Here is a 22,874-nt window from a genome sequence, read left to right as displayed (position 1 = left end):
ACGAACTTAGAGGGAAACCGCCCTGAGCGCAGCAGCCGCCTGCTCCGGCGCGATGTCGTTGACCCACGCGCCCATCGCCGACTCCGACCCGGCCAGGTACTTCAGCTTGCCCGGCGCGCGCCGGGAGCTGATCAGGCGCAGGTGCAGGTAGCCGAGGTCGCGGTCGGCGTGCACGGGGGCCTGGTGCCAGCCGGCGATGTACGGCATGGCCACGTCGAACAGCCCGTCGAGCCGCTGGGTGAGCTCCGACCAGAGCGGCGCGCACGCGTCCAGCTCCGCCTCGGTGAGCGCGGCCAGGTCGGGGACCTGCCGGTGCGGGGCGAGGTGGATCTCGTACGGCCAGCGGGCCGCGTACGGCACGAACGCGGTCCACAGCTCGTTCGACGCGACGACCCGCGAGCCGTCCGCCCGCTCACGGGCCAGCAGGTCGGCGTAGAGGTTGCCGCCGTGGGAGTCCTGGAACCGGCGCGCCGCCTCCAGGTAGCGGCGGGTCACCGGGGTGACGTACGGGTACGCGTAGATCTGCCCGTGCGGGTGGTGCAGCGTCACGCCGATCTCGACGCCCCGGTTCTCGAAGCAGAACACCTGCTCGACGCCCGGCTGGGCGGACAGGTCGGCGGTGCGGTCGGCCATCGCGCGCAGCACGGTGCGCACCCGCGACACGGGCAGGTCCTTGAACGACGCGTCGTGCTGCGGCGAGAAGACGACGACCTCGCAGCGCCCGGCGTCGCCGGAGAACGACGGGAACCGGTTCTCGAACACGACCACGTCGTAGTCGTCGGCGGGCACCTCGGTCAGGAACGCGCCCTTCGTCGGGCAGAGCGGGCACTCCTCGGTGGGCGGCAGGAAGGTGCGGGTCTGCCGGTGCGCGGCGACGGCGACCCAGTCCTCGGTGAGCGGGTCGAAGCGCAACTCGGCCGGCGCGGGCGGCGGGGGCAGCTCGCGGTCGTCGACCATCGCGCGTACGGCGTCGTCGTGCTCGTCGAAGTAGATCAGTTCACGGCCGTCGGCCATCGTGGTGCTGGTGCGTTTCATGGGGTGATCTCCACAACGGTGAGCTCGGTGACGTCCACCGGCGGTTCGGCGTCGGTGATGAGCAGGTCGACGGCGCTGAGCGGGACGATCGACGCGATGCCGAGCGTCTCCCACTTGGTGTGGTCGGCGAGCACGACCAGGCGGCGGGTGGCCGCGATCAGGGCCCGGTTGGTCTCGGCTTCGAGCAGGTTCGGCGTGGTCAGCCCGGCCTCGACACTGAGCCCGTGCACCCCCAGGAACAGCTGGTCGACGTGCAGGTCGCGCAGCGAGGCGACGGCGATCGGGCCGACCAGCGCGTCGGACGGGGTGCGGGTGCCGCCGGTGAGCACCACGGTCTGGTCGGGGCGGCCCGAGCGGTAGAAGACGTCGGCGACCGGGATGGAGTTGGTCACCACGGTCAGCCCGGGGATCTCGACCAGGCGCTGGGCCAGCCGCACCGTGGTGGTGCCCGCGGAGAGCGCGATGGCGCTGCCGGGGGCCACGTGGGCGGCGGCGGCCTCGGCGAGCTTGGCCTTCTCCGTGCGCTGGCGTTCTGCTTTCGCCGCGAAGCCGGGCTCGTCGGCCACGCCGGAGGGGGGCGCGGTCGCCCCGCCGTGCACCTTGACGACGAGGCCGCGCTCGGCGAGCACTTCGAGGTCGCGGCGGATGGTCATGTCGGATACGCCGAGTTCGGCGACGAGGTCGGCCACGCGCACCCCGCCGGAGCGGCGCACCTGGGCGAGGATCGCCTGCTGGCGTTGCGGGGCGAGCATCCCGTCTCCTCACCTGCCGGCTCCCGGGGGAGCCTAAGTCACCGAAATCCAACAAGGTTCAACACCGTATCGTACGCGGACGCGCACGGGCAACGGTGGAACGTGGTGATCGGTGCAGGTGTGAGTGTGCGAACGCGTTCAGATGCCGTGCCCGCGCCGGTGCAGCGCGGTCAGCACCGTCTCGACCTTGACCGCCCCGGTGAGGGCCGCCAGCGCGATCGCGGCGCGCGGCTCGCGCCAGTTGTTGCGAACCGTCTCGCGGGTCCAGCGCCAGGCCTGCCGCTTGTCCCCGGCCGCCGCCGACCAGCAGGCCAGCTGGCCGTAGACCCGGGCCGCGCCCGGCCGGCAGCCGGAGATCTCCGGGTGGCGGGCCATCATCCAGCGCAGCGAAGAGATCTTGGTGGAGTACTCGTACGTGTAGAAGCTGCTGCGGCCCCAGAGCACCCGCACCAGCGGCTCGTCGACGTGCACGATCGGGTGCCGGCGGGCGGCCCGCAGCAGCAGGTCCCAGTCCTCGTTCTGGCTGCCGGGGGCGTCCTCGGAGACCGGGCCGATGACGCCGGACTCCAGCAGCGCCTCGCGCCGGGCCAGGAAACCCGACGAGTGCAGCATCGACATCCGGGAGCGGGCCAGGTGCTCGACGGTCACCGCGTCGGTGCCGGCCAGCCGCGGGTGCCCGACACCCTCGAACTCCACCTCGATCGCACACGTCGCGAACTCCGCGTCCGGTGTGCGCACCAGGGCGTCGACCTGGCGGCGCAGCTTGCTCGGGTGCCAGACGTCGTCGTCGTCGCAGAACGCCACCAGCTCGGTGTCCAGCGCCGAGATGCCCGTGTTGCGGGCCCCGGCCAGGCCCACCTGCCGCCAGTTGGCCAGCACCAGCACCGGCCGGTGGTCGGCGGTGGCCAGCTGCAGGTCGGGCTCGGCCTGGTCGAATACCACGATGACCCGCAGCGGGCCGGGGTAGTCCTGCGCGCGTACCGCGTCGAGGGCCTTGCGCAGCAGCTCCGGGCGGTTGCGGGTGGGGATGACCACGCCGACCGCCGGCCACTCGCGGCGCTCCGCCGAGGTGGTGTCCACGGCCACGCCGCCTGCCGCCGGCCGGGCTGCTCGCGTGCCGCCTGCCGCCGGCTGGCCTGCCGTCATGCTGCCCGCGGCGACCGGCCGGGCGCCGCGGGTGCCGTCGAACCTGCCGGTGTTGACCTTGTGCTTCATCGGTGCGCTCCCACGATCTCAGCGGTGCTGCTCAGCGGGTAGCCGTACGCCCGCAGCAGCGGCGCGCACACGGCCCCGACCAGGGCGCGCTGGCGCGGCGGCAGCTGCCGGCGCCAGGCGTCGTCGCGGCGCAACTCGATGCGCCCGACCGTGAACCGCATCGGGTTGCCCGCGGCGCTGTGGCCTTGGGACAGCTCGACGGCGTCGTCGGAGACGAAGCCCAGGTCCATCACGGACGGGTCCAGCCCCATGAACGCGGCGATGCGCTGCACGCTGTTGCGGGGCCGGGCCAGGAACTCCTCGTAGCGCACCCGGCGCACGGCGATGCCGCGCCGGCGCAGCAGCCCGAAGGCGGCGTTGTGCGCGTTCCACAGCAGTGCGCTGCGGGTGGGGGCGTAGCGCGTCATCTCCTCGGCGCCGTCGGTCTCCGGGCGGGCGACCGTCTTGGTCCACGAGTAGGCCACCCCGCGGGCGTCGCGCACCACGTGCAGCACCCGCAGGTCCACCGCGTCCGACCAGCGCAGGCAGTGCGCCAGCGCGCTGTGCTTGGACGAGTCGATCACGATACGTGCCCCGGACACCTCGGCGGCCGCGGCGTAGATCCGCCCGTAGTAGTCGGCGTACTCGGTGACCAGCGCGGTGAAGTCCTTGGCCAGTCGGCTCGACCCGGCCAGCCGGGGGATGTGCCGGGTGCGCTCGACCAGGTCACGCAGCGCCAGGATGCGGTGCACGTCCACCCGGTGCCAGCCGCCGAAGGCCGCGACGCCGACCCGCTGCCAGAAGTCGCAGCCGCTGAACCGCTCACCGCAGCCGCAGCGCTCGTCGTCGCGCAGATCCCGCTGCCATAGGTGGACGATCTCGCCCAGGGCGCACACGCCGGGCAGCTCGCCGAGCACGCGCTCGATCAGGGTCGTGCCGCTGCGGCCGAGCCCACCGACGAATAGAACCCTGGTCGTCATACATCCCCCACTGCGGCGTGCCGGTCCGCGACGCGCCCCGTGCGGTATAACGACCGAACGGAGTTATTGGTCTGTATTGTCTGAATTCATGGCTTTTACGGGGACAATTTATGGACGGAAGGTCCACCTCGCCGGCACCTGGTTCGACGCCGTCACCGAGGAGGCGGTAGCCGAAAGAGTGATCGCCGCCCTCGAGCGCGGCGACGGGGGCCGCATCCTCACCCCGAACGTCGACATCATGCGGCTGGCCTCCGGCCGCAGTGCGCGCGCCGCCGAGATCCGCGGCTTCCTCGAGGACGCGACCATGGTCGTCGCCGACGGCATGCCACTGGTCTGGGCCAGCAAGCTGTCCCGGACCCCGCTACCCGAACGGGTGACCGGCTCCGGTCTCATCTGGAGCCTGTCCGCCGCCCTCGGCCGCGCCGGCCGCTCGGTGTACCTGCTCGGCGGCACGCCTCCGGACGAGACCGGCACCGACGGCGCGGTCAAGGCCGCGTCCGTGCTGGCTGCCGGCTGCCCCGGGCTGCGCATCGCCGGCCAGGTCGCCCCGCCGTTCGGCTTCGACCTGGACCCGGACCAGTGTGCGCAGGTGTACACCGACGTCATCGAGGCCAAACCCGACTTCGTCTTCGTCGGCCTGGGCTTCCCCAAGCAGGAGCGCGTCATCTCCGACCTGCGCGCCGAGCTGCCCTTCACCTGGTTCATCGGCTGCGGCGCGGCCATCGGCTTCGTCGCCGGCGAACTGCACCGCGCCCCGATCTGGATGCAGCGCAGCGGTCTCGAATGGGCCCACCGCCTGGCCCAGGAACCCGGCCGCCTCGCGGGCCGCTACCTCGTCCACGACCTCCCGTACGCCGCCCGCCTGCTGGCAGGCGCCGCCCTCCGCCGCAGGTGAGGCGGGGCCGTCAGCGGCGGAAGTGGGGGTCGTGGGCGGTGGTGCGGAAGGCGGCGAGGGGGGCGGGGTCGGGGCGGAGCGCGAACTCGCCGGCCGGGGTGCGGTTGTCGGGGTTGGACTCGAAGTAGAGGACCGCCTTGATCTGGGTGTTGCGGCGGAAGACGGTGGTGGCGTCGCGCAGCCAGGCGGCGCGCTGGGCGGCGGTCCAGGCGCGGGAGACGCCGTACTCGCCGATCATGATGGGGTGCGGGCGGGCGGCGGCCCAGCGCAGGAACGGTTCCAGCAGCCTGCCCAGGGGGATCAGCTCGGAGCCGGCGTACGCGTCGACGCAGGTCCAGTCGACCTGGTCGTCGCCGGGGTAGAAGTCCTGGGCACGGCCCGCCGCGAAGCCCTCCTCGGTGGGGCACCACACCCAGGACACGTTGTCGGCGCCCTCGGCCGCGAACAGGGCGCGGGTGTGCCGCCATGCGGCGACGTACTCCTCGGGCGAGCCGACCTCGGCGAGCAGGTTCGGCCGGTCCATCTCCCAGCGCAGCCGCAGCAGCACCGGCACGTCCAGGTCGCGTGCCTGGCGGGCGTGCTCGCGGATCTCGTCGTCGTGGTCGCCCAGGACCACCTCGGCGCTCGGCCCGCCGGTCCAGCTGAACATCAGCGTCGCCCCGGACTCCAGGAACGTCCGGTCCGAGCTGGTGCCGAACTCCTCGCGCAGGCGGCGGTACGTGTTGACGACGTCGAGCCGCCGCCCCAGCTCCTGCTCGAACTCGGCGACACCGGTGATCCGCCCGGCCTGGGTGAGGCTGTCGGGGCGGACCCAGGCGCCCAGCAGCGCGCCGGTCGCGGGAGCGGCGACCGGCCCGCCCGCCGCGGCGGGCGCGACGGGGGAGCCGGGCGGCGGGGACACCGCGATGCCGCGGTCCGCCGGGGGAGGGGAGCCGCACGTGGCGAGCGTGGCGACGGCGGCCACCCCGGTCAGGATCCGCAGCAGGCGGACCATGTCAGTCGACGGGCCGGGTGCGGCGGGCGACGTACAGCACGTTCACGGCCCAGGTGCCGCCCCAGCCGGTGCGGGCGACGAAGTCGTCGACGAGCCGGGCCAGCGTGCGCAGCCCGCGCCTGCCGTACCAGCCCTGCGTGAACAGGGCGAAGCCGCGCTGCTCGACGATGGTGAAGCCGTGCCGGTCGAGCAGTTCGGCGACCTCGGTGTGGTCGAGTTCGGCGAACCAGGGCGAGCCGGTGTGCCGGGCGTGGCGCAGGTGGCGCAGCGAGTGCCGGTTGCCGTGGTTCTCCACCACGAGCAGGCCCGCGTCGTAGTTGGGCAGCACCTTCGCGGAGAACGCGATGGCCCGCTCGCGCACGTCGTTGTCCACGTTGAGCAGCAGCCGGAAGATGGTGACCAGGGCCGGGACCTCGGTCGGCGCGGGGTCGGGCACCTCCCCCTCGGCGGCCACGTGGTGCAGTTCGGCGTACGCGCCGACCTCCTCGGCCTTGGCCAGCATCGCCGCCGACGTGTCGTAGCCGTGCGCGCCGCGGACCAGGCCGTGCAGGATCCGGATGGCCCGGCCGGTGCCGCAGGCGAAGTCGTGCTGCACCGGGCGGCGGTAGGGGAACGCCCGTTTGGCGAGTCGGCGCAGGTAGGCGCGTTGGCGCCGATTTATCGCCGAGGCGTAGCTGTCCGGGGCGTATACGACGTGCTCGTACTTCTCGACCGTCGCCTCGTCCTGGAAGATCTCGGTGTAGTCGGCGCGCATGCGGTTCGTGTTCCTTTTCTTCTCTGAGTGGTGCTGTCGGTGCTCTCGCTCCGCTACCCCTGCGGAGCGGCCTTGTTGTTGCGGCGGCCGGGTCTTGCCGCGGCGAGCAGAGCCGGGATGCCCAGCCGGTCCTGGAAGCGGCGCAGCCCGCCGATGTAGACGCCGGCGGCCAGCACCAGGGCGGCGCCCGCGCCGACCGGCTGGCTCGGCACCACCAGGCGCACCAGCCAGGGCAGCACGCCGAAACTGCCGGCGGCCAGCGCCATCGCGGTGCGCGTGCCGGAACCGAACGGGTGCAGCCGCAGCGAGGTGGCGAGCTGGGCGAGCGGCAGCAGGTTGTTCACCGCGACCGCGGCGGCCAGGCCGATCGCGGCGCCCACCACGCCGAGCCGGGGGATCGCGACCAGGTCGATGGCGACCATGGTGACCAGGGCCAGCAGCACGTTCATCAGGTTCCAGGTGGTGCGCCCCGCCATGGACAGCACCATGTCGACCATCCCGCAGCCGGTGCTGATCAGCATCGCCGCCGCCAGCACCCGCACCGCGGGAGCGGCCGAGGTGTAGGACGCGCCGAACAGCCCCAGGTACAGGTCGGCGTAGCAGGCCACGATGAGGTGCAACGGCCAGCTGATCATCACGAGCCAGGCGGTGGCCGTCTGGTAGAGGCGCAGCGCGCCCTCCCGGTCGCCGACCGACAGCGTCTCGGCGAGGCGGGGCTGCACCACCTGCGCGATCGAGCCGTTGGCGAGCTGGCCGAGCACGACGAAGCGGCCCGCGACGGCGTACGCGGCAGCCGGGGCGAGCCCGGCCAGCCCGGCGACCATGAGCACGTCGACCCGCTGCAACGCGGTCTGCGCGGCGTTGGCCAGCGCGCGGGGGGCGGTGTAGCGCCAGAACGCGCGGCCCACGGTGCGGCCCTCGATCCGGGCGGCCAAACGGTCGGGGCGGGTCAGCGTCGGCTCGGAGTGCCAGCGCCGCCACACCAGGAAGCCGGCGATCGCGGCCCCGGGCACGTACGGCAGCACCCAGGCCAGTGCCCAGGTGGACGGCGGCGAGATGATGTCGGACAGGGCCAGCACGGCCAGCGAGCCCACGCACAGCAGCTGGGTGGCGGGCCGCATGATCTTTTCGAGCAGCACGGTCGGCCGCATCATGCGGTAGCCGCGGGTCGCCGCGAGCAGCGCCTCCGACAGCGCCGCCACCGGCAGGAACAGGGCGAGCATGGTGAGCGGGCCGGCGTACTCGGGCACGAAGTGCGCGGCGGTGAGCCATACCGCGACGCCCAGCGCGAGGCCGAGCACCGCGACCGGAACGAGCCCGCTGCGCAGGCACGGCCCGATCAGTTCGGGCCGGCCCTGGGCCCGCAGCCGGGCCGGCCAGTAGACCAGCGCCGTCGTCGTGCCCAGCCGAGCGACGCCGCCGACCAGCACGAACGCCGAGGTGGCGGCGAAGAAGGAGCCCGCCGCGGCCGGGCCCAGCCCGCGCGCGACCAGCCAGGTGACACCGACCCCGGCCACCGCGGCCAGCGCCGCGCCCGCGAGGTTGGCGACCCCGCCCCGGGCGAACCCGGACATCTCCGTGGCCGCACGGTCCGTCACCGGCCCGGCCGCGGCCTGGGGCGGGACCGTCCGGTGGGAGACGTTCGCGCCGGGCGGCGCGGTCAGCCGGCCGGTCACGGCCTGCCCCCGCGACGGGGGCGGGCCGGTGCCCCGGCGGGTGCGCCGCGTCCGCCGGCGCCGTGCGGCGACAGGACCCAGCGCGCCCTCATGCGCGCCAGCTCGGCGTGCGTCCCAGCCAGGTGGCCAGTTCGGCATCGTGCGGCGCGTAGTGGGCGGTCAGCTCTGCGCGCAGCCGGGCCGGCATGGGCGCGCTGCGGGGCCGGGCGTTGTGCTGCTCGAACTCGGGGTAGCTCAGCTGCGGCAGGCCGAGGAACGCGAGCACCTCGTCGTAGGCCGGTCGGGGGTCGGCGAAGAAGCGCTCGCTCTCCACCACCAGGATCCGGTCGCGCCCCACCTGCCCGGCCAGCCGCCGCAGGTAGACGGCGTACTCGCCGCGCGAGCGGTAGCCGTGGTGCTGGTGCGAGAAGGAGTAGGCGTGCTGGTCGGCCAGCAGCCGCTCCCGCTGCCCGCGCAGCCGGGCCGGTTCCAGATCGAGCGCCTGCGCGAAGTCGGTTACGGTCTCGAAGCCCCGCGCGACCTCGTGCGCGTGCTGGGAGTAGGCCCGCTCCACCGGGTCGCGGACCAGCACGATCAGTTTGACGTCGGGCAGGTCGCGGGCGATGCGCGCGCCCGCGTGCGGGTGGTAGAGGTAGTACGGGCTGGACTCGAAGGTCTGCGGCGGCACGCCGAGTTCCCGCTCGATGCGGGCTGCGGTGCGGCGCAACGGGAAGTGGCCCTGATACCAGGCCCGGCCGCGGTGGTAGCTGGTGTCGAAGTAGTGCACGCCCTTGTGCAGCACCGCCTTGAGCACCGCGGGGTGCGCGGCGAGCGCCCGGTACAGCGAGGTGGTGCCGCACCGCTGGCCGCCGCAGATCAGGAACGACGGCAGCATGCGCGCGCCCGAGGTCATCCAGCCGACCGAGCGGGAGCCGATGTGGACCACCCGCTTGACCGACTCGGGCACGTTCGACGTCTTCACTGGCTCTCCATGGGCGGGTCGGCGCGGGGGCTGCACCGGACCTCGTGCAGTGGGCGCCGCCGAGGCGACGTCGACCGCACGGAATCCGGAACGGGGATCATCTAGAGGGACCGGACCTTGCGGATCAGGACCGGCAGCAGCCAGGTGCCGGTGACGCCGAGGCGGGCCCCGGCTTCGGCCTGGCGGTCGCTGAGGTATCGCGTGGCGAGGTCCACCAGGTACAGCAGCGCGACGATCTCGGCGCTGCCGGGCGCCACGTCGAACGGGGCGAGCAGCGCCGATGCCTGCCGTACGGTGGACTCGACCGCGGTCTGCGCGTCGACCCCGTCCTGGATCTGCCGCTGCAGCTCGAAGTGGACGGCGTCGAAGCCGAGCGGGACGCCGGGAGTGAAGCGTTCCCAGTCCCAGATCAGCAGTGCTCCGGCGACGTTGGCCATGTTCCAGGGTGCCCAGTCGCCGTGCCACGCGCCGTAGCGCAGGTTCAGCTCGGCGGCGTGCTCGACCAGCGTGCGCGCGGCCTCGAACAGCTGCGAGACCTCGGTCGCGGCCCGGCCCGAGCCCTCGGGCGTGTCGGCGACGAGCTGGCACAGCCGGTTGCGCAGGTCCGCCCAGTACGGGCTGGTGGCCAGCCAGCCCTGGGTGAGTCCGCAGGCGCCGGCGACCTCGGCCATGGCGCGCTGCAACCGGACGCCGGACAGCGCCACCCGCGGCTCCCACACCGGCAGTGCGGACTGCACCAGCACCTGCATGCCCCGCCACTGGCCGGCGTGCAGGATGCTCGGCACCACGATGCCGGGCAGCCGCACGTGGGACAGCGCGGACAGGGCCGCGGTCTCGGCGCGCACCAGCCGCCGGGTGAGCGGCCCGACCCCGAACTTGGCGAACCCGATGGTGCCGCCCCGCGGGTCGAGCAGCTGCAGGACCGGCTTGCGGTTGGCCCGCGCGGGTCCGATATGGATGCTGACCTGCAACGGAATGCCCAGCGCCGTGGACAGGAAGTGGTCGACGGTGTCCGTCGCGCCGTCCGGCGAGGTCAGCCGGACCCGGTCGCGGACCAGCGCCGACCATGCGCCGGACTGCAGCGCCATGGCGACGGCGTCGCGCTTGAGCCGGCCCAGCCTGCCCTGCGGCTCGCTGAAGCGGCGCACCGCGGCGGCGGCGACGCGGCGCGAGCCGGCGGGCACCAGCAGCTTGCACCGCCGGGCGTCCGGGATCGCGAGGTACTCGACCACGCGGCGGCCCTCGGCGCGGGTGGAGCAGCCCGGGTAGAGCAGCTCCAGCACTTCGCGCAGATACTGCCCGCGCAGCTGCGCGTCGCCGGTGGCGACCTGCCCCGCGGCCGTGTCGATCGCCGTCACGGGGTCTGCCCGTCTTCGCGCTCGCTGCTTCGCACGTCAGTTCCTCCGCTGGTGTCCGTTATGTCCCACGGGCTCAACGGAGCTGGGCGCGATCTGGAAGCGGGAGTTGCGCCACAGCACCACATATCCGAGGAAGGTGAAGGCCAGCGGCGTGACGAGCGAGTTGTACCAGAGCGCGGCGAGGAACGAGCCCGCGATCGCGGCCGACGCGGCCAGCCCGATCGCGGAGCGGTCGCGGCGGAAACGCCACAGCGCGTACCCGAAGAAGCCGAAGTAGGTCAGCGTGCCGGCCAGGCCGTGCGCGTACAGCAGCTGCCACAGCTGGCCGTTGCCGCCGACGGTGAAGTTGCCGCAGCGCTCGCAGGCCGCCGACTCGCCCACCGCGATCGACTGCCGCCCGCCCTGGGTGCTGCGCGTCGAGCCGAAGCCGAGCACCGGCGACTCGGCGACGCCCGACACGGCCCGCTCGGTGAGGAACATGCGCACCCCGTTGGACTTGCCGTTGTCGAGGCGGCGCTCGATGACCCCGCCGAGCGGGGTGACGGCCAGCGCGACGGCCAGCCCGGCCAGCACCACGCCCAGGGCGACCAGGGCCCGCAGCCGCCCGGCGAGGGCCTGGCGCACCGCGATGAAGACGGCCGTCGCGCCGAGGCCGATCCACAACCCCCGGTTCAGCGAGTGGACCACCGGCACCACCGAGACGGCGAGCAGGCCGACGGCCAGCACCCGGGTGCGCGGCCGGCTCGGGTACGCGAACACGGCCGCCACGAACCACACCACGAGCAGGCAGAAGTTGTTGCCCCAGGTGTTGGTGTAGCCCCACGGCGCGGCCGGGCGGGGCAGCGGGTCGCCGACCAGATCCATGATCTGCGCGGCGTACGGGTGGACCAGCGACTTCACGAAGCCCTTGCCGCGGACCCCGTCCGGCAGCAGCAGCTCCACCGGCGAGGTGAACTCGAAGTGCCCGGCGAAGGTCCCGAGCAGGCCGCCGGCCACGGTGACCGCGAACAGCCAGCCGAGCAGGTTGACCAGCCGCCGCTGCGGCAGCACGGCCGTGGACAGGTTGCCCGCGTACACCAGCAGCACGGTCAGGGCGAGATGCTGGGTCAGCTTGTAGACGGGCGCGGTGATCCGCTCGCCGAATTCGGCGCTCACGGTGCCCGCGGGGTCCACGTCGAGCACGCCGAAGCCGACCACCGTGACCGCGCAGAAGGCCAGCCAGATCCAGAACGCGGGCGGCAGCCGGACCGGCAGGCCCTGCGCGTGCCGCCGGTAGAGCTGCCAGGCCATCGGCACCGCCATGAGCGGGAAGATCAGCACGCCGAGGCCGAGCGCCCACCACAGCGGGTAGAGCGCGAGCAGCGAGGTCAGCGGCCAGGCGGGCCCGAACAGCAGCCGGGGGTGGGCCGTCGCGGTGGCGGGCGCGGTGACGCCGTCCGAAACGCCGGCCCGGAGGGCGAGGCTCATTGCAGGTGGGCCTCGTCCAGCTCGGTCAGGGCCGAGGCGTCCAGCGGGGCCAGCATGATGGTCTGCTCGTCGGCGTGCGGCTTGTGCCCGTTCGCGACCGCGTCGACCGGCTCCTCGTCGTCGCCGAGCAGCGGCCGGCCGGCCGGCTCGACGGGCGCGGTCTCGCCGTCGGCGCCGGCTGCGGTGCGGCGGGCCCGGTGCGGCAGCCGCGGCATCATCACGCCGCCCAGCAGGGGAGTGCCGACCCTGCGCAGCTGCTCGGCGGCGTCGGCGACCTCGGGGCGGCTGGTGCGCCGGGTCTCCACCGCGAGGATCGCGGCGTCGGCGAGGCTGGCCAGGCTCTGCGCGTCGGCGCTGGCGGAGGTGGAGGGGGCCTCGACCACCAGGTAGTCGGCGTGGGCGCGCAGCGTGGTGATGATGTCGCGAAGCGCGTGCGACTGAAGCATGCCCGCCGCGGTGGCGGTGCCGCCGGTGGTGATGACGTGCAGCGAGGGCGTACGCGCGGCGCGCTGCGTCGATTCGGCCAGGCTGACCCGGCCGGCCAGCACCTCGGACAGTCCCGGGGTCGGCGCGACGCCGACGAGCCGGGCCAGCGGCGCGGCCTCGGTCAGCGAATCGGGCAGCTGTGCGCCGATGAGCACGACCTCCGCGCCGGTGCGCGACAGCGCCGCGGCGAGGTTGGCGGCCACCAGGGTCGCGGACGGGCCGCGGCTGGCCCCGGTGACCACGACGACCTGCTCGCCGGGGCGGAACGCCGCGACGACCTCGTTGCGCAGCCGGTTGAACGCGCGTCCGCCGGGGCTGAACGGGGTGAAGATCTCGGTGCAGCCGGCACCCTTGCCGGGCACCGCGCCGAGCACCGCCACGCCGCTGCGGACCAGGTCGCGCCCGCCCCGCACGCGCCGGTCGAGCCGCTCGCGCAGGGCCGCCACGCCGAGCCCGGCCAGCAGCCCGAGCAGCGCGCCCGCGGCGTAGTTGACGGCCGCCGTCGGCTTCACGGGCCGGCTCGGCACGCGGGCCTCGCGGATCACGGTGCCGGCGCTGACGGTCTCGGTGGCCAGCTGGTTCACCTTGTTGTTGAGCTGGTTGATCTGGGTCACCGTGGTGTCGCGCTGGCTGTCCAGGGTGGCGTAGTTCGAGCTCTTCGGACTGGCGCCGGACAGCTTGCCGTTGATCTTCGTGAGGTCCTCGGTGAGGTCCTTGATCTTGTCGCGCAACGCCGCGGCCTGCCGCTCCAGCTCCGCCTTGGCGTTGCCTTCGCGGTTGGCCAGGTAGGACTGCGCGAACGCCTTGGCCCCGGCCTGCGCCTCCTCGGGCGCCGACGCGGCGTACTTGATCTGGAGCACGGCGGTGTTCGGCGGCACCTCGACCGAGACCGCCCCCGCGAGCACGTCGACGTCCTCCCGCTGGAGCACCTTGGCCGCCCCGGCGACCACGGCGGTGGAGCGCATGAGCTGCGCCTCGGTGTCCAGGTTGATCTCGTCGCGGGTGCGCCCGCCGGAGACGTTGGCGTCCAGGCCGGCTGGTCGCACCAGCACCGAAGCCGTGGAGACGTACTCGCGCGGCAGTGATTCGTTGTACGCCGCGCCCGCGGCGGTGCCTGCCAGTGTCAGCAGGACGGCGATCCACCAGTGACGGGCGATCAAACCCAGGTAGTCGCTCATGTCGTACGACGAGGGGGGTGGCCCGGCGTATGTCGCGTCCACGGCGTGTGGCCCTTCTCCGGCGTTGTTGCGTCCGGTGAGGTCAACGGTCCGGCGGTAACGACGTAACTAGGCATATCGGCCGATACGCCCCGAACTACTGTTGATGCAGGTGAGAGGCACTATGAGGAATCAAGCGTCAGTAAGCGCGTTCTTCGGCGAAAAGCTCGCAAACAAGACACAACGGTTATGATGCCCCTGAGGGTACGCAGAAACGGACAGAAATCTGAGTGCCTGCTTTCGGGGGAAGGGGCGACCTGATGAACAGGACGCGTTTCGGGATCGCGGTCACCGTCACCATGTCCACGCTGGCCTCGGCCGTGCTGCTGGGCCTGGTGGCAGGACGGCTGTCCGCGCCGCCGACGCGGGTCACCGTGTCCGAGGACTCCTACACGATGAGCACCGAACCCGGGGTCACCGCGGGCAGCCGGCTCACCCTCACCGCGGGCGGGGTGGGCGGCGGCGCCGCGGTCAGCTACCTCAAGTTCGACGTCGAGCTGCCGACCGGCCGCCAGCCGAAGAAGGTCTGGCTCTGGCTCGGCCGGCACAGCGGCCCGTTGCCGCGGCTGGTCGAGCTGACCAGCGTCCCGGACACCCGCTGGCGGGAGGGCACCCTCACCGCCGCCACCGCGCCCCGGCTGGGCAACGTGGTGGCCAGCGTCGCGCCGGGCCGCTTCGACCGCGCGGTCGCCTTCGACGTCACCCGGGTCGTCCGCCGCTCCGGCCGGTACGCCTTCGCGATCACCGCGCCCAGTGGCACCGAGGCCGCCCAGTTCGTGGCCGGCGAAGCGGGAACCGAGAGCACCACCACCGGCCCGCCGACCATCACCTTCGAATGGAACGAGCCGGCCTCGCCGACCCTGCCACCGCCGGTCGACTGGCCCACGATCGCGCCGAGCCCGTCCGGGACGCCTGAGCCGGAGCCCACCGTCACCCCGTGGCCGGGCACGACGTTCGACCCGAGCGCGACGCCCGTGCCGTCCACCGCGCCCGCGCCGTCGATCCCGGCCGGCCCGGTGACCGACCCGAGCCCCGTGCCGACCGGCACCTACGCCACCGACCCGGTCTACGAACCCGACCCCGAGCCGAGCCTGCCGGACCCGAGCGACGCGCCGGTCGACCCCGGCCTGCCCGGCGACCCGAGCCCCTCGACCGAGCCCGGCCCGAGCACCGAACCCGGCCAGCAGCCCAGCCCGGACCCGGCCACCGAGCCGAGCGCCGACCCGGACCCGGCCACCGAGCCCAGCTCCGACCCGGGCACACCGCCCGGCGACCCGGGCACGGAACCCGGGCCCGGCACCGAACCGAGCACCGGTCCCGAACCGAGCTCCGAGCCGAGCGCGGACCCCGATCCCGGCACCACGCCGAGCCCTGACCCCGGCACCGAGCCCGGTCCTGCTCCCGGCCCCGACCCCGGTCCCGGCCAGCCTGATCCCGGCACCCAGCCGGGCCCGGAGCCCAGCCCCGGCGTTCCGCCGGTCAGCGAGCCGACCGAGCCGCCGGTGACCGACCCGAGCCTGCCGCCAGTGACCGACCCGGAACTGCCGCCGGTCACCGACCCGAGCGCGCCGCCCACGACCGACCCGGGCCAGCCGCCGGCCACGGATCCGAGCCTGCCGCCCGGCACGGACCCGAGCCTGCCGCCGGTCACCGACCCGAGCGCGCCGCCCACGACCGAGCCGAGTGCTCCGCCGTCCACCGACCCGAGCGCGGGCCCGGCCGTGCCACCGGCCTCGCCCTCGCCGTCGACCGACCCGAACCTGCCGGTGGACTGCGTCATCGGGCAGGCGCTGGTGCCCACCTGCGGGGCGCTCTGGGGCGTCGCGCCGGGCGCGCACACCTCGCAGAACCGCATCCAGGCGCTGTACGAGTTCGAGCGGCGCACCAACCGCCAGCAGGTCGTCTACCACGCGTACCACCGGGGCACCTCGCTGTTCCCCACCGCGGACGAGCTGTCCCTGGTCAGGGACCCGGCGCACAAGCGGGTGCTGTTCCTCAACTGGAAGCCGCAGGGGGTCAGCTGGGCCGGCATCGCCCGCGGCGACGGACGCACCGAGGCCTACCTGGACCGGCTGGCCGTGCACATCCGCGGCTCGCTGCCGGACCAGTTCTTCTTCACGATGAACCACGAGCCGGAGAACGACGTCAACCCGCGTCCGGGCTCCGGGATGACCGCGCAGGACTACGCCGCGGCCTTCCGGCACGTCGTCACCGGGCTGCGCGCTCGCGGGGTGAGCAACCTGGTCTCGGTGATGTGTTACATGGCCTTCGTGCCGTGGAACGTCAAGAGCTGGTTCGAGGACCTGTACCCCGGTGACGACGTGGTGGACTGGGTCGCCTGGGACACGTACGCCTACAGCGACCCGGGCTACGGCTACGGCGACTTCGCGGAGATGATGAACCGCAAGTCGGGCAGCCGCAAGGACTGGCCGGGCTTCTACAACTGGGCCGCGACGTCCTTCCCGGACAAGCCGCTGATGCTCGGCGAGTGGGGGGTGTGGCACTCCCGGTCCAACCCGCAGCACCAGGCGAGGTTCTTCGACTCGGCCCGGCTGCAACTGGAGCTGTTCCCGCGGCTGAAGGCGCTGGTCTACTTCGAGTCGCCGGCCGCCGAGGAGGGTCGCAGCTCGATGATCGACATGACCACGACCGGGCTGTCCTCGTTCCAGCAGTTCAGCCGGCACCCGGCCTTCGACATCGTGACCGGCCCGGCGTACTGAGCGCAGACCGCGACGGCCCGCCGCAATGGCGGGCCGTCGCGCTGTTCAGCTGCGGGGGTTGATCCAGCCCTCTTCGCCCAGGTACACCAGCACGGTGTCGACGGCGTCGTCGATGGAGCCCGCGGAGGTGTCGAGCACCAGCTCGGCGTCGGTGGGCACCTCGTACGGGTCGTCGATCCCGGTCATCCCGGTGATCTGCCCGGCGCGGGCGCGGGCATAGAGGCCCTTGCGGTCGCGCTGCTCGCACACCTCGATCGGGGTGGCCACGTGCACCAGCACGAAGTCGGCGCCGGCGGCGGTGGCCATGGCGCGGGCGTTGGCGCGAGCGCTGGCGTACGGCGCGATCGGGCAGCAGATGGCCATGCCGCCGTGGCGGGCCGTCTCCGCGGCGACCCAGCCGATGCGGCGGATGTTGAGGTCGCGGTCGGCCTTGCTGAAGCCGAGCCCGGCGCTCAGCTCGCGGCGCACCACGTCGCCGTCGAGCACGGTCAGGCTGCGCTCGCCGGTCTCCAGCAGCGCGTCGGCCACGCCGCGGGCCACCGTGGACTTGCCGGAGCCGCTGAAGCCGGTGAAGAACAGCACCACGCCGCGCTGGCGGCGGGGCGGGCGGGCCTTGGACAGCTCGCGGGCCACCGCGGGCGGGGTGTGCCACTCGGGCAGGGGCAGGCCGTCGTCGAGCAGCCCGGCGATCTCCTCGTCGGTGAGCGCGATGCGCTCGAACCGCTCGGGGACCTCGTCGCGGTCGCGCCACTGGCCGTCGCGGCTGTCGTAGACGAGCTCGCGCGGGATCAGCACGCGCGGCCCGCCGCCGGACATGGTGGTGGCGGTGCCGAGCAGGTGGGTGACGCCGTAAGCGGCGGCGACCCGGGCCCGGATCAGGGTGTCGGTGACCTCGTCGCCCCGGCCGGTCAGTGGAATGGCCACGATCACGGGCTCGTTCATCCGGTCGCGCGCGGCCAGCACGCAGCGCACGAGCGACTCGGAGGTCAGCCCGTCCGGGCCGGGGTGGCCGACCGGCACCAGCACCACGAGCTGCGCGTTGAGCTGGCGCGCGGCGTGGTTGAGCTGGGCGAGCTGCGGGCGGTGCAGCGGCCGGTCGGCGAAGTAGCCGAGCACGCGCTGCGCGGTCAGCTGCGCACGGACGTGGTCGGTGGGCAGCCGCAGCCGGTCGAACGGGGCCCGCCCGCCGTCGCCGTACCGGGTGACCGGTCCGGCGACGCCGCACCAGCCCTCGCGGGTCGGCCACACCTCGGCGACGTCGAGCCGCGCGACGGGCGCGCCCTCGGCGTCGGTCAGCACCAGCGGCGGGGCCTCGGCGACCTCGATGCCGTCCAGCATCCCGGCCGGCACCTCCAGCTTCACCCGCAGCGGCCAGGGGCGGCCGTCGACGAGCCGGGAGGTCGCGGCCACCGACCGGAGGTCGTCGCGGCCCAGGAAACCGCCGAGTGGCGCGTATGCCCCGGCCAGCAGCAATTCGAGGTCGGACAGCTCGGTCGGGTTGGGGGTCCACGTGGGGGCGCCACGCAGCGCCTCGTCGCCGATCACCCGTTCGCTCCGCTCGCTCACGTCTGCTCCTGCCTCCCCCGAGAGCCGGCACCGCAATCGCGACGCTCCGCTGTCGCCCATGACCGACAGGTGACAAGTGTGGCAGCAGCGCGCACTGCGGTCGAGTGCATCATGCCCATGATGAGATCGTGCCGCGGTTTCGGCGAAGTAACGCCCACCAATATGTCCGGTAGGCGCAACTTCGCCGAAACATTCGGCACGATCAGCCCGTGTTGCGCATCCCGGCCGCGATGCCGTTGACGGTCGTGAGCAATGCTCGTTCCAGCGTCGGATCGGTGGTGGGCGCGCGGCGGCTGCCCGGTGCGGTGACCCCGGCCCGGCCGGCCAGCCCGGCGTCGCGGTACTGCCGCAGCAGCGCCACCTGCAGGTGGTGCAGCGGCTCCAGGTAGGAGTCGCGCACCCCGAGCGTGCGGTGCAGCACCGGCTGCGACTCCAGCAGCGCGGACTCGCCGGTGATCGCGAGCACCTCGGCCACGCTGCGCTCGTACTCGGCCTCGATGGTGTCGAAGATGGGCAGCAGCGGTTCGGGCACCAGCGTCTGCACGTAGCCGCGGGCGATGGTGAGGTCGGTCTTGGCCAGCATCATCTCCACGTTGGACAGGAACGTCCCGAAGAAGTGCCAGCGCTCGAACATCTCCCGCAGGTCGTCGCCCAGGCCGGCCTCGCGGGCGGCGCGCAGGCCGGTGCCGACGCCGAACCAGCCCGGCACGATCTGGCGGGACTGGGTCCAGCCGAACACCCACGGGATGGCGCGCAGGCCGCCCAGGCCCGCGCCGGAGTCGGGCCGCTTGGCCGGGCGGGAGCCGATGTTCAGCGCGCCCAGCAGCTCGGTCGGCGTCGCCGCCCAGAAGTACTCCGGCAGCTGCGGGTTCTCCACCAGCTCGCGGTACTTCACGAAGGCCGCGTCGGAGACGACGGTCATCGAGCTGTCCCACTTGGCCAGCGCCTCGTCGGGCTGGCGGGGGGTGGTGTGCAGCAGCGTCGCCTGCAGCACCGCGGCCACGGTCAGCTCCAGGTTCTCCCGGGCCAGCGCGGGCAGCGTGTACTTGTCGGAGATGACCTCGCCCTGCTCGGTGACCTTGATCGCGCCGTCGAGCGTGCCGTACGGCTGGGCCAGGATCGCCTCGTGGGTGGGGCCGCCGCCGCGGCCGACCGTGCCGCCCCGGCCGTGGAACAGCCGCAGCCGCACGCCGTGCTTGGCGGCGATGTCGCGCAGCGCGCGCTGCGCCTTGTGGATGGCCCACTGGCTGGTGGTGATGCCGGCCTCCTTGTTGGAGTCGGAGTAGCCCAGCATCACCTCCTGCACGTCGCCGCGCGCCCGCACCAGCGCCCGGTACGGGGCCAGGCTGAGCAGCTCGTCCAGGATCTGGCCACCGGCCCGCAGCTCGGCGACCGTCTCCAGCAGCGGCACGAAGCCGATCGAGGCACGCGGCGCGTGCGGGTCGACCAGCCCCGCCTCGCGCGCCAGCACCGCCGCCGCGAGCACGTCGTCCACCCCGCGCGTCATCGAGACGATGTACGACTCGACGACGTCTTCGCCGAAGCGCTCCTGCGCGGCGCGGATGGTGCCGAACACGTCGTAGGTCTTGCGGGCCGAGTCGGTCAGCGGGCTGTCCGCGCTCGACAGCGGCCGCCGCCCGGTCAGCTCCTTGGCCAGCAGCGCGATGCGCTCGGCCCGGCCCAGCGAGGCGTAGTTGGTGACCTCGCCGACCTGGGTGTAGAGCTGCGCCAGCACCGCGTGGTGCGCGTCGGCGTGCTCGCGCACGTCCATCGTCGCCAGGTGCAGGCCGAACGCGCTGACCGTGCGGATCACCGAGGCGAGCCGGCCGACCGCGGTGAGCTGCCCGGCGTTGCGGGCCAGCGAGGCCCGCATCAGCTCCAGGTCGGCGACCAGGTCGCGGGTGCCGCGGTAGTCGCGGCCGGGCACGTGCTCGGTGCCCTGCGCCAGCCGGGCCCGGGTGTTGGCGAGCTTCGCCCGGATGCAGCGGGCCTTGAGCCGGTACGGCTCCTCGGCGTTGACGCGGCGGAAGCGCTCGTTGACCTCGCCCAGCGCGTCGAGGTCCTTGGCCAGGCTGGCGGACAGGTCCAGGGACACCCCGCGCAGCCGGCGCGACACCGACACCTCGTTGATCAGGTGCTCCAGCGCGTTCTCCACCGCCCGGATGCCGTGCTCGTGCTGCAGCAGCAGCACGTCGCGGGTGACCGTCGGGGTGACGTACGGGTTGCCGTCGCGGTCGCCGCCGATCCAGGTGCCGAAGGTCAGCGGGCGGGTGGTCGGCGCGGTGTCCACGCCCAGCCGCTTGAGCGTCTCGGCGAGGTCGTCGAGCACCTGCGGGGCCGCGTCGTCGTAGAGGTCGCGCAGGTAGTAGACGGCGTTGCGGGCCTCGTCGGTCGGGTCCGGCCGGTCCAGGCGCAGCTCGTCGGTCTGCCACAGCAGGTCCAGCAGCTCCGACAGGCGGCGGTCGTTGAGCGCGGTCTCGCCGTACAGCGCGGACGCGGCGAACTCGCCGTCGAGCTGGTCGGCGACGCCGCGCAGCTTGGTCAGGATGGAGCGGCGGGCCGCCTCGGTCGGGTGCGCGGTGAACACCGGCCGGATCGCCAGCCGCCGGGCGGCCGCCGCGATCTCGCTGGCGGGCACGTTGCGCTCGGCGATCAGCTTGGCGGTGGAGTCCAGCCAGCCGCCGTGCACGGCGCGGCGGCGGCGCAGTTCGCGGGCCCGGTGCACCTGCTCGGTGATGTTGGCCAGGTGGAAGTAGGTGGAGAAGGCCCGCGCCAGCAGCGTCGCGGTCGACACGTCGAGGCTGCCGAGCTTCACGGCGGCGGTGTCGGCGTCGCTGCGCACCAGCGCGCGCACCTCTTCGACCAGGTCGAGCAGGCCGCGGCCCTCCTGGCGGGCCAGGGTCTGGCCGAGCAGGCCGCCGAGCCGGCGGATGTCCGCCCGCAGCGCGGCGTCGGCCCCGTCCGCGTCGCCGGAGGCACCGTCGACGTCGGGGTGATAGGTCAGCTCGCTCACCGCGCTGTTCCTTCCGTGGGTACGAAGGACGGCGCTGTCCTGCGGTGGATGCTACTGCCCTGGTGGCCTATGCGGCGGTGTGACGCGGGCCATCCCAAATTCCGCGATCGGCTCCCGCCCCAGCTCAGCCCCCCGTTGATCACTCGACTTGCCTGGCACCTGCGCGTATCTTGCATCCGCTTCCGCCCATATGCCGGGCAAGTCGAGCGATCATGTCGGACCGTGGGCGCGGATCAGGCGACGTGCGTGCCCCAGCCGCCGGCGGAGTCGACGATCTGGCCGGTGATCCACTCGGCGTCGGGGGAGCACAGCCAGCCGACGAGCTTCGCCGTGTCGGCGGGGGTGCCCCAGCGTTTGGTCGGGAAGCGGTCGCGGACCCAGGCGTGGGTCTCGGCGTCCGCCCAGCCGGTGTCGTTGGGGCCCGGGTTGACCGCGTTCACGGTGATGCCACGCCCGGCCAGCAGCACGGAGAAGTCCCGGGTCAGATACTCGATCGCGGCCTTGCCGGCGGCGTACGCCAGCTCGCCGGTCATCGGCCCGAGCCGCTGCCCCGAGGTGAACAGCACGATCCGGCCCGGCCGGGCGTCGTCGTGCGCCGCGGCGTACGCCTGCACCAGCAGCATGTTTGCCCGCACGTTCACGGTCAGGTGCCGATCGATCTCGGCGGCGTCCAGCCCGCCCAGCGGCGTGTGCGTGGAGTAGGTGTGGCAGGACACCAGCGTGTCGACCCCGCCGAACCGCTCGACGGCGGCCGCGACCAGCGCCTCCGGCCCGCCGGGCGCCGTCAGGTCGAACGGCTGCCAGTGCACGTGGTCGCCGAGTTCGGCGGCGAGCGCGGCCGGATCGCCGCCCGAGAGCCCCTGCTCGGCGTCGTACGCCGGGTGGCCGGTCAGCAGCACCCGATACCCGTCGCCGACCAGCCTGCGCGCCACCGCCGCACCGATGTTCGTGCTCCGCCCGACACCGGTGACCAGTGCGACAGGCAGGTAGTCAAGATCGTCAGTCATGGGACGACAGTAAGAGGACCGGTCGAGACAGGCAACGCGATTGACGCGCAGTTATGTAGATTGCATCTACGTAGATGCAATCTACATAACTTGGCAGTGAGGTGGCGGCCGGCCGGGCGGTTCCGCCGACACGGCTCGTGTTCTTGAAGTTCGGCAGTCTACGTCAGGGATTCGGTGCTGATCCGCAACGGGTGCGCGACCGGTCGGGCCGGGTGATGCCGGACCATCGTCGTCGTAACCCGCCCCGACCGGGCGCCTCCGGCGCTCACGGTCGCCGAGCGAATGCTTCGTGCAAGAAAGAGGAACCCTATGCGTCGTGTATTCGCGGCCGTCTTCCTGAGCGGCGCGCTGCTCGCCGTCGCCGCCTGCGGTGCCGAGGCGGAGCCGCAGGCCGCAGCCTCGGCCCCGGCCCCGGACTACTCGGCCAACACCAAGACTGTCTGCACTGCGCTGGAGAGCGTGCTCTCCGGCGAGACCCTGCAGAAGAAGACCGACGAGGCGCTGGCAACGGCGCTCAAGGACAAGAAGACCCTGGCCGAGATCGAGAAGGCCTCGATCGAGGTCATGCAGGGCATCTTCACCGAGTGGGCGGCCGGCATCGAGGCCGAGGGGGCCAAGGCTGAGGACCCGCAGTTCAAGGCCGACGTCAAGGGCTTCGCTGACGCGCTCAAGGCCGAGGTCGCCAAGATCGTGAAGGTGGACGACGCCGACAAGGTCATGGACGCCGCCGCCGTCACCTCCGCCGGCGAGAAGCTCGACAAGTACTGCGCCTGACGGCTACGCCCGGCCCGCGCCGGGC

At 73.2% G+C, this 22,874-nt stretch carries 17 protein-coding genes; 3 read left to right on the top strand and 14 right to left on the bottom strand.

Translation table 11 applies throughout. The features are described 5' to 3' along the window. Positions 1 to 6: 6 nt before the first annotated feature. The 4 genes from galT to HAV39_RS20750 all read right to left on the bottom strand — a co-directional run bounded on the left by galT (position 7) and on the right by HAV39_RS20750 (position 3,961). Positions 7 to 1,035 (bottom strand): galactose-1-phosphate uridylyltransferase, encoded by a 1,029-nt coding sequence (gene galT, locus HAV39_RS20765; protein WP_191840843.1) that lies wholly within the window; start codon positions 1,033 to 1,035, stop codon positions 7 to 9. After that, the gene (locus HAV39_RS20760; RefSeq protein WP_120317008.1) at positions 1,032 to 1,787 is read right to left on the bottom strand and encodes a DeoR/GlpR family DNA-binding transcription regulator; all 756 of its coding nucleotides are present in this window, start codon (positions 1,785 to 1,787) and stop codon (positions 1,032 to 1,034) included. Before HAV39_RS20760 ends, galT begins: the two co-directional genes overlap by 4 nt. 138 nt (positions 1,788 to 1,925) lie before the next feature. After that, on the bottom strand, positions 1,926 to 3,002 hold the full coding sequence (locus tag HAV39_RS20755) for a glycosyltransferase family 2 protein (RefSeq protein ID WP_239120431.1): 1,077 nt from the start codon (positions 3,000 to 3,002) through the stop codon (positions 1,926 to 1,928). After that, positions 2,999 to 3,961: a sulfotransferase gene (locus tag HAV39_RS20750; protein WP_191840842.1), complete on the bottom strand. Its 963-nt coding sequence runs from the start codon at positions 3,959 to 3,961 to the stop codon at positions 2,999 to 3,001. The genes HAV39_RS20755 and HAV39_RS20750 overlap by 4 nt, the downstream gene beginning before the upstream one ends. Positions 3,962 to 4,049: 88 nt before the next feature. Between HAV39_RS20750 and HAV39_RS20745 the strand changes: the two genes are divergently transcribed. Then, positions 4,050 to 4,856: a WecB/TagA/CpsF family glycosyltransferase gene (locus tag HAV39_RS20745; RefSeq protein WP_191840841.1), complete on the top strand. Its 807-nt coding sequence runs from the start codon at positions 4,050 to 4,052 to the stop codon at positions 4,854 to 4,856. Between the two features lie 10 nt (positions 4,857 to 4,866). Here the strand turns inward: HAV39_RS20745 and HAV39_RS20740 are convergent, their stop codons facing one another. The 7 genes from HAV39_RS20740 to HAV39_RS20710 form a co-directional block, all read right to left on the bottom strand. Further along, positions 4,867 to 5,850 carry a glycoside hydrolase family 26 protein gene (locus HAV39_RS20740; protein ID WP_191840840.1) on the bottom strand — a complete coding sequence of 328 codons (984 nt, stop codon included), beginning with the start codon at positions 5,848 to 5,850 and terminating at the stop codon, positions 4,867 to 4,869. Position 5,851: 1 nt separating this feature from the next. Further along, positions 5,852 to 6,604: a class I SAM-dependent methyltransferase gene (locus HAV39_RS20735; RefSeq protein WP_120317004.1), complete on the bottom strand. Its 753-nt coding sequence runs from the start codon at positions 6,602 to 6,604 to the stop codon at positions 5,852 to 5,854. A gap of 53 nt (positions 6,605 to 6,657) precedes the next feature. Beyond that, a complete protein-coding gene (locus HAV39_RS20730; protein WP_239120432.1) occupies positions 6,658 to 8,280 on the bottom strand; it encodes a lipopolysaccharide biosynthesis protein in 1,623 nt (540 codons plus the stop codon). A gap of 88 nt (positions 8,281 to 8,368) precedes the next feature. Beyond that, a complete protein-coding gene (locus HAV39_RS20725; RefSeq protein WP_239120433.1) occupies positions 8,369 to 9,241 on the bottom strand; it encodes a sulfotransferase domain-containing protein in 873 nt (290 codons plus the stop codon). Positions 9,242 to 9,342: 101 nt separating this feature from the next. Further along, entirely contained in the window at positions 9,343 to 10,599 is a 1,257-nt protein-coding gene (locus HAV39_RS20720; protein WP_191840839.1) for a hypothetical protein, read from the bottom strand. 36 nt (positions 10,600 to 10,635) lie between these two features. Next, a complete protein-coding gene (locus HAV39_RS20715) occupies positions 10,636 to 12,066 on the bottom strand; it encodes an O-antigen ligase family protein (protein WP_191840838.1) in 1,431 nt (476 codons plus the stop codon). Next, positions 12,063 to 13,772 carry a Wzz/FepE/Etk N-terminal domain-containing protein gene (locus HAV39_RS20710; RefSeq protein WP_239120434.1) on the bottom strand — a complete coding sequence of 570 codons (1,710 nt, stop codon included), beginning with the start codon at positions 13,770 to 13,772 and terminating at the stop codon, positions 12,063 to 12,065. The genes HAV39_RS20715 and HAV39_RS20710 overlap by 4 nt, the downstream gene beginning before the upstream one ends. Positions 13,773 to 14,029: 257 nt before the next feature. On the opposite strand from HAV39_RS20710, the gene HAV39_RS20705 reads away from it, so the two are divergent. Continuing rightward, a complete protein-coding gene (locus HAV39_RS20705; protein WP_191840837.1) occupies positions 14,030 to 16,489 on the top strand; it encodes a CBM96 family carbohydrate-binding protein in 2,460 nt (819 codons plus the stop codon). Positions 16,490 to 16,534: 45 nt separating this feature from the next. Here HAV39_RS20705 and cysC read toward each other — a convergent pair whose 3' ends face one another. From cysC to HAV39_RS20690, 3 genes are all read right to left on the bottom strand, one after another. Next, the gene (cysC, locus tag HAV39_RS20700; RefSeq protein ID WP_239120435.1) at positions 16,535 to 18,055 is read right to left on the bottom strand and encodes an adenylyl-sulfate kinase; all 1,521 of its coding nucleotides are present in this window, start codon (positions 18,053 to 18,055) and stop codon (positions 16,535 to 16,537) included. 202 nt (positions 18,056 to 18,257) lie between these two features. Continuing rightward, positions 18,258 to 21,068: a phosphoenolpyruvate carboxylase gene (ppc, locus tag HAV39_RS20695; RefSeq protein WP_373311685.1), complete on the bottom strand. Its 2,811-nt coding sequence runs from the start codon at positions 21,066 to 21,068 to the stop codon at positions 18,258 to 18,260. A gap of 233 nt (positions 21,069 to 21,301) precedes the next feature. Beyond that, positions 21,302 to 22,075 carry an SDR family oxidoreductase gene (locus tag HAV39_RS20690; protein ID WP_191840835.1) on the bottom strand — a complete coding sequence of 258 codons (774 nt, stop codon included), beginning with the start codon at positions 22,073 to 22,075 and terminating at the stop codon, positions 21,302 to 21,304. Positions 22,076 to 22,384: 309 nt separating this feature from the next. Between HAV39_RS20690 and HAV39_RS20685 the strand changes: the two genes are divergently transcribed. Next, entirely contained in the window at positions 22,385 to 22,849 is a 465-nt protein-coding gene (locus HAV39_RS20685) for a hypothetical protein (protein WP_191840834.1), read from the top strand. The last annotated feature ends 25 nt before the right edge of the window (positions 22,850 to 22,874 follow it).

Source organism: Catellatospora chokoriensis, assembly GCF_011297315.1.
Taxonomy (GTDB): Bacteria; Actinomycetota; Actinomycetes; order Mycobacteriales; family Micromonosporaceae; genus Catellatospora; species Catellatospora citrea.
The sequence above is the reverse complement of the archived record's forward strand: the minus strand, read 5'-3'. Positions and strand labels throughout refer to the sequence as shown.

What these genes read in the sequence shown, in the direction of transcription:
- HAV39_RS20685 (WP_191840834.1), top strand. Translation starts at nt 22,385, where the DNA reads ATGCGTCGTGTATTCGCGGCCGTCTTCCTGAGCGGCGCGCTGCTCGCC.
- HAV39_RS20750 (WP_191840842.1), bottom strand. Translation starts at nt 3,961, where the DNA reads ATGACGACCAGGGTTCTATTCGTCGGTGGGCTCGGCCGCAGCGGCACG.
- HAV39_RS20705 (WP_191840837.1), top strand. Translation starts at nt 14,030, where the DNA reads ATGAACAGGACGCGTTTCGGGATCGCGGTCACCGTCACCATGTCCACG.
- galT (WP_191840843.1), bottom strand. Translation starts at nt 1,035, where the DNA reads ATGAAACGCACCAGCACCACGATGGCCGACGGCCGTGAACTGATCTAC.
- HAV39_RS20740 (WP_191840840.1), bottom strand. Translation starts at nt 5,850, where the DNA reads ATGGTCCGCCTGCTGCGGATCCTGACCGGGGTGGCCGCCGTCGCCACG.
- HAV39_RS20755 (WP_239120431.1), bottom strand. Translation starts at nt 3,002, where the DNA reads ATGAAGCACAAGGTCAACACCGGCAGGTTCGACGGCACCCGCGGCGCC.
- HAV39_RS20735 (WP_120317004.1), bottom strand. Translation starts at nt 6,604, where the DNA reads ATGCGCGCCGACTACACCGAGATCTTCCAGGACGAGGCGACGGTCGAG.
- HAV39_RS20760 (WP_120317008.1), bottom strand. Translation starts at nt 1,787, where the DNA reads ATGCTCGCCCCGCAACGCCAGCAGGCGATCCTCGCCCAGGTGCGCCGC.
- HAV39_RS20745 (WP_191840841.1), top strand. Translation starts at nt 4,050, where the DNA reads ATGGCTTTTACGGGGACAATTTATGGACGGAAGGTCCACCTCGCCGGC.
- HAV39_RS20690 (WP_191840835.1), bottom strand. Translation starts at nt 22,075, where the DNA reads ATGACTGACGATCTTGACTACCTGCCTGTCGCACTGGTCACCGGTGTC.
- HAV39_RS20715 (WP_191840838.1), bottom strand. Translation starts at nt 12,066, where the DNA reads ATGAGCCTCGCCCTCCGGGCCGGCGTTTCGGACGGCGTCACCGCGCCC.